The organism is Pseudomonas sp. AD21 (assembly GCF_002878485.1).
Taxonomy (GTDB): domain Bacteria; phylum Pseudomonadota; class Gammaproteobacteria; order Pseudomonadales; family Pseudomonadaceae; genus Aquipseudomonas.
In genome coordinates this window covers 161,052-170,415 of record NZ_NQYG01000009.1, presented here as the reverse complement: position 1 = coordinate 170,415, position 9,364 = coordinate 161,052, and the positions used below count along the sequence as shown (strand labels likewise).

Genomic DNA, 9,364 nt, shown 5'->3' with positions numbered 1-9,364 from the left:
ACCGCGAATCTCGTCCTGCAGATCCACAACAACGACGACCCGGTGATCCTCAACGGCCTCGACGTCAATGGTGGCGAACTCACGGTCTACGAAAAAAACCTCAGCGACGGCAGCAGCCCCAACACCCCGGCCCTGACCCAGAGCGGCACCTTCACCGTGACCGCGCTCGATGGTCTGCAAACCCTCACCGTCGGCGGCATCGCCGTGGTCACCAATGGTGTCGCTGCAGGCTTCCCGCAATCGGTCACTACACCGCTCGGCAGCACGCTGACCATCACCGGTTACAACCCGGCCACGGGCGTGGTGAGTTACAGCTACACGCTGGTGGACAACGAGGCTCACCCGACCGGTAACGGCGCCAACAGCCTCACCGAGAACTTCAACGTGGTCGCCACCGACGGCGATGGCAGCACCGCCTCCGGGCAGATCAACGTCAATATCATCGATGACCTGCCGACCGCGAAAGCCGACACCGGCTCGGTGGTGGAGGGCGGTACGGTCAATGTCAGCGTGCTGGGCAATGACGTTACCGGTGCGGACGGCGCAGCGGCGGGCGGTGCAGTGGTCGGCGTGCGCGCCGGCGGCGACACTTCAAGCTCGGCGATCGGTGGCCTCAACAGCAACATCAACGGCACCTACGGCTACCTGACTCTGGATGCGGCGGGCACCGCCATTTACCACAGCAACCCGAACTCGGTGAGCCCACCGGGTGCCACCGACACCTTCACCTACACCATCCGCGACGGTGACGGCGACGAAAGCACCACCACCATCACCATCAATGTGGCCGACAGCAAACTCGTAGCCTCGGTCGATCAGGATGTGACGGTCTATGAAAAAGCTCTCGACCTGACCAAGGACGGCCAGGATCTGGCCCCCGGAACGGTGACCGGCAGTGATCCGAGCAATACCGGCGAAACCGCCACCGGCACGCTGGTCGGCGCGGTCACTGGCGGCAGCGGGGCGATCACTTACACCCTGGTCGGCAGCGCCACCGGCACTTACGGGCAGATCCAGCTCAACGCCGACGGCACCTACACCTACACCCTGACCTCGGCGCCGAAAACCACGCCGAACGCCAACGACGGCGCCAACACCCTGAGCGAAAGTTTCACCTACAAAGCCACTGATGCGCTGGGCAACAGCACCACCAGTACGCTCGTGGTCAACATCGTCGACGACGTGCCAAAAGCTGTACCTTCGGATCGTTCGGTGGCGGCGGTGGAGATCGATTCGAACCTGCTGATCGTCCTCGACATCTCCGGCAGCATGGTCGATCCGTCAGGCGTGCCGGGGCTGTCGCGGCTGGATCTGGCGAAACAGGCCATCAGTGCCTTGCTCGACAAATATGACGACCTTGGTGATGTGAAGGTGCAACTCGTCACCTTCAGCAGCAGTGCCACCGACAGAACGTCGGTGTGGGTTGACGTCGCAACCGCCAAATCGATTCTCGCCGGCCTCACGGCGGGTGGTGGCACCAACTACGACGCGGCTGTGGCGATGATGCAAAACGCCTTCAACACCTCGGGCAAACTCACCGGGGCGCAGAACGTCGGCTACTTCTTCTCCGACGGCAAACCGACCACCGGCCAGGAGATCGGTACCGCCGACGAGACCGCGCTGAAAAACTTCCTCGATGCCAACAACATCAAGAACTACGCGATTGGCCTGGGCAGCGGCGTGAGCAACGCCAACCTCGACCCGCTGGCCTATGACGGCATCAGCCACACCAACACCAACGCAGTGGTGGTCACCGACCTCAATCAACTCAACTCGGTGCTGTCGGGCACCGTGGAAGGGGCGCCGGTCACCGGTTCGCTGCTGGGCGAGGGCGGTACGTTCGGTGCCGATGGCGGTTTCATCAAATCCATCGTGATCGACGGCACCACCTATACCTATGACCCGCGCGCCAACAGCGGCCAGGGTTCGTTGACCCCAAGCGGCGGCACCAACCACGGCACGTTCAACACGGTGAACAACACGCTGAGCATCGCCACCAACAACAGCGGCACGCTGGTGATCAACCTCGACACTGGCGATTACAGCTACACCTCGCAGAAAACCACCACCACGGTGATCACCGAGAACATCGGTTTCACCCTCAGCGACAACGACGGCGACCTCGCCAGCTCGACGCTGACCGTGAAAGTGATCCCCAACTCGCCACCGGTGGCGGCGGACGATCACGTCATCACCAACGTGCTGTCGAGCAGCGTCACAGTGCCGGGCGAACTGTTGCTGGCCAACGACACCGATCCCGACGGCGACACGCTCAACGCTTCGCCTACCGCGTTCAACACTGGTTGGGTGGCCAAGGGCGCGGACTTCACCGGCACCGGTGCGATCAACTTCGCCGGCACCGGCAACACAGCAGCCAACCAGAGCCTGGCCGATGTGCGCAACGCGTTTGCGGCCAATACCGCAGCGATGACGGCAGTACTGGTGGTCAGCGGCTACCTCGGCGCGGTGACCAACGCCAATGCCAACGATGAAGACCTGATCACCGTCAAACTGAAACAGGGCGAAACCCTGAACCTGGATCACAACCTGGCGGCCGGCCACATCACGATGGAGTACTCGGTCAACGGCGGCGCGTTCACCAGCATCGCCGACGGCGGCACCATCACCGCCAGCGCCGATGGCACTTATCAGATCCATGTGACCAACATCAGCAACACCAGCGGCAGTAACCCGACGGCAGCGGAAAACTACCAACTGACCATGACGGTCAACTACGCCGGCGCCCACGACGTGACGCCGGACTTCAACGGTACCTACACCGCCAACGACAACCACGGCGGCAGCGACACGGCCAATGTCAGCATCACCTATCAGGATGGTCATACCCTCACCGGTACCGCAGGCGACGACATCCTGGTAGCCGGCACTGGCAACAACATCCTCAACGGCGGCGACGGCAATGACGTGCTAACCGCCGGCTCCGGCAATAACGAGATGCACGGCGGCGCCGGCAACGACTTGCTCTACAGCGGCCCGGGCAACGACATTCTCGACGGCGGCACTGGCATCGACACGGTCAGCTATGCCCATGCCACTGCCGGGGTTACGGTCAACCTCGGCCTGCTCGGTGCGCAAAACACCATTGGCGCCGGCACCGACACTCTCAGCAATATCGAAAACCTGGTCGGCTCGAACTTCAACGACACCCTGACCGGCGACAACAATAACAACGTGATCAACGGCGGGCTGGGCAACGACATCCTCAACGGTGGCGGCGGTGACGACCTGCTGATCGGCGGCATGGGCAACAACACCCTGACCGGCGGCCCGGGCGCCGACACCTTCCAGTACCTGAAGGGCAACACCGGCCACGACACCATCACCGACTTTACCCCGGGCACCGACAAGCTCGACCTGTCGCAACTGCTGCAAGGTGAAAACGGCACCACGGCGTCGCTCGACGACTACCTGCACTTCACCGTCACCGGCAGCGGCGCCTCGGTGCTCACCAGCATCGACGTCAGTGCCCTGGCCGGCGCCACGCCGAACCAGACCATCGACCTGGCCGGCGTCAACCTCGCCAGCCACTACGGCGTGACCCCGGGGGCGGGCGGGGTGATTGCCAGCGGGCACGACACGGCGACGATCATCAGCGGGATGTTGAATGATCATTCGCTGAAGGTGGATACGGTGTAAGCGGCTTTTGATTCGGGCCTGAAACGACAAAACCCGCCGCCCCGGTTATGGGGCGGCGGGTTTTGTCTGTCTGATGGTATGGCGTTGCTCATTCGTGATCGTTCCCACGCTCTGCGTGGGTATGCAGCCCGGGACGCTCGGCGTCCTCTCCAGAGCCGAACGCAGAGCGTCCGAAGAGGCATTCCCACGCAGAGCGTGGGAACGATCGGTTGTCTGGCCTACTGCGGCAACTCCAGATTATCCATCACCCGATTCACCGCCAGCTCCCCGAGCATGATCAGTTGGCAACAGCGTCCTGCGCTGCGACGCGGGTATGAGGTGGGCGAAGTCATGAGCGATGGTTCTGGCTGAGGCGAGTGTTTCTGTCTTCAGTTACGGTGTGCAGGACACGGATACACTTTGCCTGAACCGAGGTAATAACTTGCGGGCTATGTGTCGTGACAATGAACTGAATATTTGGAAAGGCACCGAGCAGATCAGGTATGACCGTTTGTTGCCACGCAGGATGAAGGTGCATGTCGACCTCATCGATCAATACCACACCCGTGCATTGGTGAGGCGCGGTAATGCCCAAGTGGGGATTTAGCTTTATGCAGCGATAGGCAATATCTGCCGCCAAAGCGACGATGTTACGGATACCGTCGCTGAGTTGGCTGACTTTCAGCATCCCATGAATTGGATGCTCAAGTACAAGATCGGAAAACTCACTGCTATAAGCCAGATTTCTCCAGCCAGTTTGAGTCGCGAGGACAGCATTTACTGCATTCTGGACAGCCAGTACCGGATGCGCGAACTCATCCTTGACATCAATACTCAGATGTCCGCGTTCAATGTTGCGAATTTGCTCATCGCGGTAACTGCGGAAAATTCGCGTGTACCACTTAGCGAAGTGCTTATAACTGGATGCCGGATCCAGACAATCGCGGTAGGCGTACGTCCTGGAAAATTCGGCGTTTTCCGCCTTCTCGAATGCAGCGGTCAGCTTTTTCTGACTCCAGAGCCGACCGGTGCCGTAGTAGGCCAGAACGGGTAAATCGAATGGAGGCTGGTCCGAAACTGCGCGGTTGAAAATCTGTACCTCTAAGGCTTCGGCTGCTGCCTCAAGCTTGTTGGCCGCGTCATCACCGCGGGTCTGTGTGCCTTTACGAATGCTTTCACGGCGCCGAGTCCACTCCCAGTTTTGTCCATGCAGAGTTGCTTGAGCAGACAGTCGAGCAGGAAGAGATGGTTCCATTTGATGCGCTTTTAGGGGGCGCAAAAAAACGTCTTCCGGATGAATTCCGGTGATGTCATTGGTAGTGCTGCCGAGGTCAAACCCGCGAACGTAAGGCCACAACGCCACCTTGATAGCATCCAACAGACTTGTCTTGCCTTGACCGTTGCGCGCGACCAACAAAGTCAGATGAGTATCGAGTTCAAGTGTCAGCGATGGGAAACAACGGTAGTTTTCCAGCTCCAGCCTGATCAGTTTCACAGACTTTCCTCCATGTAGACCGATGCCAGGCTGCGGCAGTGGTGGTGTTTCCAAGGATCAGATTTGGCGCAAATTCTACTGTGATTGGAAACAGGTGCATACCTGTCCTCTATCCAGTAGTGCATCAAGGTTTGCGCAAGGTCTTCTGCCGCAAAATATAAACCGTCACCAAAACCGCACTCGTCAACATGAACCCCCGCGCCCACGGTAGTGGCACCAGGTAACACGAAAACACAATGCTCGCCCACATCAGGCCGATCGCATAGACCTTGCCCTTGAGCGGAATGCCGTTGCCATTGAGGTAGTCACGGATCCATGGCCCGAGCTTCGGGTGCTCGACCAGCCATTGATAGAAACGCGGAGAGCTGCGCGCGAAGCAGGCCGCTGCGAGCAGGAGGAAGGGCGTGGTGGGCAGGACGGGCAGGAAGATCCCGATCACCCCCAATGCCACGCTGAGCCAGCCGATGGCCAGCAGCAAGTAGCGCAACATCAGGGGACGGTTGCCTATGGGGTTGTCCATAGGCTGGTTCTTAGTGGTGACGTGGCTTGAGGATCGCCGGTTTTTCGTCTGGCGCCTGGCACAGCAGGTACAGCGCGGTCAGGGCTTCCGGGATCTGCACGATCATGTCGTCCATCAGGTTGGCGTCCTTGGCGATGTCTTCGAACTCTGGCTGTTCGTCGAACAGGCCCGAACCGACCATGATCGGCAGGAGCATTTCGCTGACTTCCTCTTCGGCGGTCTCGAACCAGGCGGCTTCACGCAGGAACACGCCTTCCATGAAACCGATGCACCAGCCGCGCAGTTCGGAATCGTCCGGCTCTTCGCCGAGATCCAGGTCACATGGCAGCTCGAATTCTTCATCGGAGGCCAGTTGGCGGGCGATGTGCGCCTTGAGGCCGATCAGCGTGGCTTCGATTTCTGCGCGCTGGGCGTCATCGGCGTAATGCGGTTCTTCAGCGAACAGGGCGTCGATCCACTCACGCTCCGGTACGTCTTCGGCACAGATCGACAACGCGGTCAGGTAACCGTGGGCGGCCACGTAATCCAGCGCCTCTTCGTGCAGCTCGTCGGCGTCGAGAAAGACTTGCAGGCGGGTTAGTTGCTCAGCGAAGGACATTACGGGGCTACCTTGGGGGAATAAACAATGCGGGAATTCTAGGCCTTCTTGAGCGCTCAAGCCAGCCGCACGGCAGATTTGCCGGCTACAACACAAAACCTGTAGGAGTGAGCCTGCTCGCGATAGCGGTGTGTCAGTCACTTTGATGCTGGAAGTGCCGCCGTCATCGCGAGCAGGCTCACTCCTACAGGGAGTTATGTGTGGCAGATTAATCAGTGTCTTCTCAGCGGCACCCCCTGCCGGGGAGGGCTCGGGTATACTGCCGCGTTTTGCGGTCCCTGCCCGTATTGCGGCTGTCATTGCAATGCGCTCTTACGTTTTGTTTAAGCAGCCATGGCTGTCCTGAACCAGCCTGTGCAGGGATGTTTCGGTAGATTTTTGGAGTTTTTATGCTCGAACAGGCTCAACGCGTCCTCAAGGACATCTTCGGCTACGACAGTTTCCGTGGCCGTCAGGGTGCAATCATTGAGCGCGTGGCCAGCGGCGGTGATGCGCTGGTGCTGATGCCTACCGGTGGTGGCAAATCGCTGTGCTTCCAGGTGCCGGCGCTGTTGCGCGAGGGCCTGGCGGTGGTCGTCTCACCGTTGATCGCCCTGATGGACGATCAGGTCGCCACCCTCGAAGAGCTGGGCGTGGCCGCTGCGGCGCTGAACTCCACGCTGAGTGCCGAACAGCAGCGTGATCTGGCGACGCGGATCAAGCGCGGCGAAGTGAAAATGCTCTATCTGGCCCCCGAGCGCCTGGTACAGCCGCGCATGCTGTCGTTCCTGCAAGGCTTGAACATTGCGCTGTTCGCCATCGACGAGGCGCATTGTGTATCGCAATGGGGCCACGATTTCCGTCCGGAATACCTGCAACTGGGCCAGTTGGCGGAAATGTTCCCCGACGTGCCGCGCATCGCCCTGACCGCCACCGCCGACAAGCGCACCCGCGAAGAAATCGTCACCCGGCTGCATCTGCAGAATGCCGAGCGCTTCCTCTCGAGCTTCGATCGCCCGAACATCTTCTACCGCATCGTGCCCAAGGAGCAGCCGCGCAAGCAGTTGCTGGCGTTCCTCGCCGAGCGGCGCAGCGATGCCGGCATCGTCTACTGCCTGTCGCGCAAGAAAGTCGAGGAAGTGGCGACGTTCCTCAGTGAGCAGGGTTTCCCGGCGCTGCCGTATCACGCCGGTCTGCCCAACGATCTGCGGGCGTTCAACCAGAAGCGCTTCCTCAACGAGGAAGGCCTGATCATGGTCGCCACCGTGGCGTTCGGCATGGGCATCGACAAACCCAACGTGCGTTTTGTCGCGCACCTCGATCTGCCGAAATCCCTTGAAGCCTATTACCAGGAAACCGGTCGCGGCGGCCGTGACGGTCTGCCGGCAGATGCGTGGATGGCCTACGGTCTGCAAGACGTGGTGATGCTCAAGCAAATGCTGCAGAACTCCGAAGGCGATGAGCGCCACAAGCGTCTGGAGCAGCACAAGCTCGACGCCATGCTGTCGCTCTGCGAAGAAACCCGTTGCCGTCGTCAGACCCTGCTGGCGTATTTCGATGAAGACATGCCCGAGCCGTGCGGCCATTGCGACAACTGTGTCGATGGCGTGCAGACCTGGGACGCCACTGAACCTGCGCGTCAGGCGTTGTCGGCGATTTTCCGCACGGGGCAGCGGTATGGCGTCGGTCATCTGGTCGACGTGCTGCTGGGCAAGGACAACGAGAAAATTCGCAGTTTCGGCCATCAGCACCTGTCGGTGTGGGGTGTCGGCAAGGCGCTGAGCGAGAGCGAATGGCGCTCGCTGTTCCGCCAGTTGGTGGCGCGAGGGTTGGCGGATGTCGATCACGAAGGTTATGGCGGTCTGCGCCTCAACGACAGTTGCCGGCCATTGCTCAAGGGCGAAGTGAGCCTGGAGCTGCGCCGCGATCTCAAGCCGCAAGTCGCTGCCAAGAGCAACAGCAAGAGCCCGGCCAGCCAACTGGTGCGTGGCGAAGAGCGCGAACAGTGGGAAGCCCTGCGCGCGCTGCGGCGCAAACTCGCCGAAGAACATGGCGTGCCGCCGTACGTCATCTTCCCCGACTCGACGTTGCTGGAAATGCTCCGCAGCCAGCCGACCTCGCTGGCAGACATGGCTCGGGTCAGTGGTGTCGGTGCGCGCAAACTGGAGCGTTACGGCGAGGCCTTCCTCGAAGTGCTCGGCGGCGAGGCCGAGGCGCCGAAAGTGGTGGCCGACGTGCGTCACGAACTGATCACCCTGGCCCGCGCCGGCATGACTCCGATGCAGATCGCCGGGCAGTTGCAGTGCTCGGAGAAGAACGTCTACACGATGCTCGCCGAGGCCATCGGCAAGCAGCAGTTGTCGCTGGAGCAGGCGCTGGACTTACCGGAAGAGCTGATGGGGGAAGTGCAGGACGCGTTCCTCGACGGCGAGGGCGAATTGCCGTCGGTCGCTGAAGTGGCCGAGCTGTTTGCGGGTCGTGTTCCGGAGGGTGTGCTCTATTGCGTAAGGGCTGCGCTGCAATCGGAATTCGAAATGTAAGACGGCGTTTGCGCCAACCGTCAGGCAGTTGTAACGATTCAGTACAGGTCGGCTCTTGCCTATAGCCAAATGTCATGCTTAGCTGACTAATAATTAGTTTTTCTCTATTTGTCAGTCTACTCATGAGTGTTTTATGCCGTTAACCGATCAACACCGCTTTGGCATGCAACTGGCCCAGATGTCCCGTGGCTGGCGTGCCGAACTGGATCGCCGCCTGGCTGGTCTGGGTCTGTCCCAGGCCCGCTGGCTGGTGCTGCTGCATCTGGCGCGATTTGAAGACGCGCCGACCCAACGCGAGCTGGCGCAAAGTGTCGGCGTCGAAGGGCCGACCCTGGCCCGCTTGCTCGATAGCCTGGAAAGCCAGGGCCTGGTGCAACGCCAGTCCGTGATGGAAGACCGTCGGGCGAAAAAAATCGTTCTCTGCGCCCCGGCGCTGCCACTGATCGAACAAATCGAAACCATTGCCACGCAACTACGCAGCGAGCTGTTCGTCGGTATCGACGAGGCGGACATGAAGGTCTGCATGCGGGTTCACGGGCACATTCTGGCCAACCTGGAAAAATCTTGAGGCATAACCGCACGCCGGTTCTTTGAGG

General features: G+C 60.5%; 6 protein-coding genes and 1 pseudogene. 3 read left to right on the top strand and 4 right to left on the bottom strand.

The window, feature by feature from the left end:
• A partial coding sequence (locus PseAD21_RS08570) for an S-layer family protein (RefSeq protein WP_146011271.1) occupies nt 1-3,657 on the top strand: 3,657 nt, incomplete at its 5' end.
• Nucleotides 3,658-3,875: 218 nt separating this feature from the next.
• Here PseAD21_RS08570 and PseAD21_RS30225 read toward each other — a convergent pair.
• The 4 genes and pseudogenes from PseAD21_RS30225 to PseAD21_RS08555 form a co-directional block, all read right to left on the bottom strand.
• Nucleotides 3,876-4,023, bottom strand: a pseudogene (locus tag PseAD21_RS30225) (DUF6124 family protein); the annotation flags it as partial.
• Nucleotides 3,986-5,131 carry an AAA family ATPase gene (locus PseAD21_RS08565; protein WP_256588108.1) on the bottom strand — a complete coding sequence of 382 codons (1,146 nt, stop codon included), beginning with the start codon at nt 5,129-5,131 and terminating at the stop codon, nt 3,986-3,988. The gene PseAD21_RS08565 and the pseudogene PseAD21_RS30225, both read right to left, overlap by 38 nt.
• 124 nt (nt 5,132-5,255) lie before the next feature.
• A complete protein-coding gene (locus PseAD21_RS08560) occupies nt 5,256-5,651 on the bottom strand; it encodes a YbaN family protein (protein WP_102355311.1) in 396 nt (131 codons plus the stop codon).
• Nucleotides 5,652-5,661: 10 nt separating this feature from the next.
• On the bottom strand, nt 5,662-6,249 hold the full coding sequence (locus PseAD21_RS08555) for a YecA family protein (protein ID WP_102355310.1): 588 nt from the start codon (nt 6,247-6,249) through the stop codon (nt 5,662-5,664).
• Between the two features lie 389 nt (nt 6,250-6,638).
• Between PseAD21_RS08555 and recQ the strand changes: the two genes are divergently transcribed.
• A complete protein-coding gene (recQ, locus tag PseAD21_RS08550) occupies nt 6,639-8,768 on the top strand; it encodes a DNA helicase RecQ (RefSeq protein WP_102355309.1) in 2,130 nt (709 codons plus the stop codon).
• Between the two features lie 133 nt (nt 8,769-8,901).
• Entirely contained in the window at nt 8,902-9,336 is a 435-nt protein-coding gene (locus PseAD21_RS08545; RefSeq protein WP_064586519.1) for a MarR family transcriptional regulator, read from the top strand.
• The last annotated feature ends 28 nt before the right edge of the window (nt 9,337-9,364 follow it).

Bases quoted from the DNA above. Each gene is read 5' to 3' on its own strand.
- PseAD21_RS08555 (WP_102355310.1), bottom strand. From the start codon at position 6,249: ATGTCCTTCGCTGAGCAACTAACCCGCCTGCAAGTCTTTCTCGACGCC.
- PseAD21_RS08545 (WP_064586519.1), top strand. From the start codon at position 8,902: ATGCCGTTAACCGATCAACACCGCTTTGGCATGCAACTGGCCCAGATG.
- recQ (WP_102355309.1), top strand. From the start codon at position 6,639: ATGCTCGAACAGGCTCAACGCGTCCTCAAGGACATCTTCGGCTACGAC.
- PseAD21_RS08560 (WP_102355311.1), bottom strand. From the start codon at position 5,651: ATGGACAACCCCATAGGCAACCGTCCCCTGATGTTGCGCTACTTGCTG.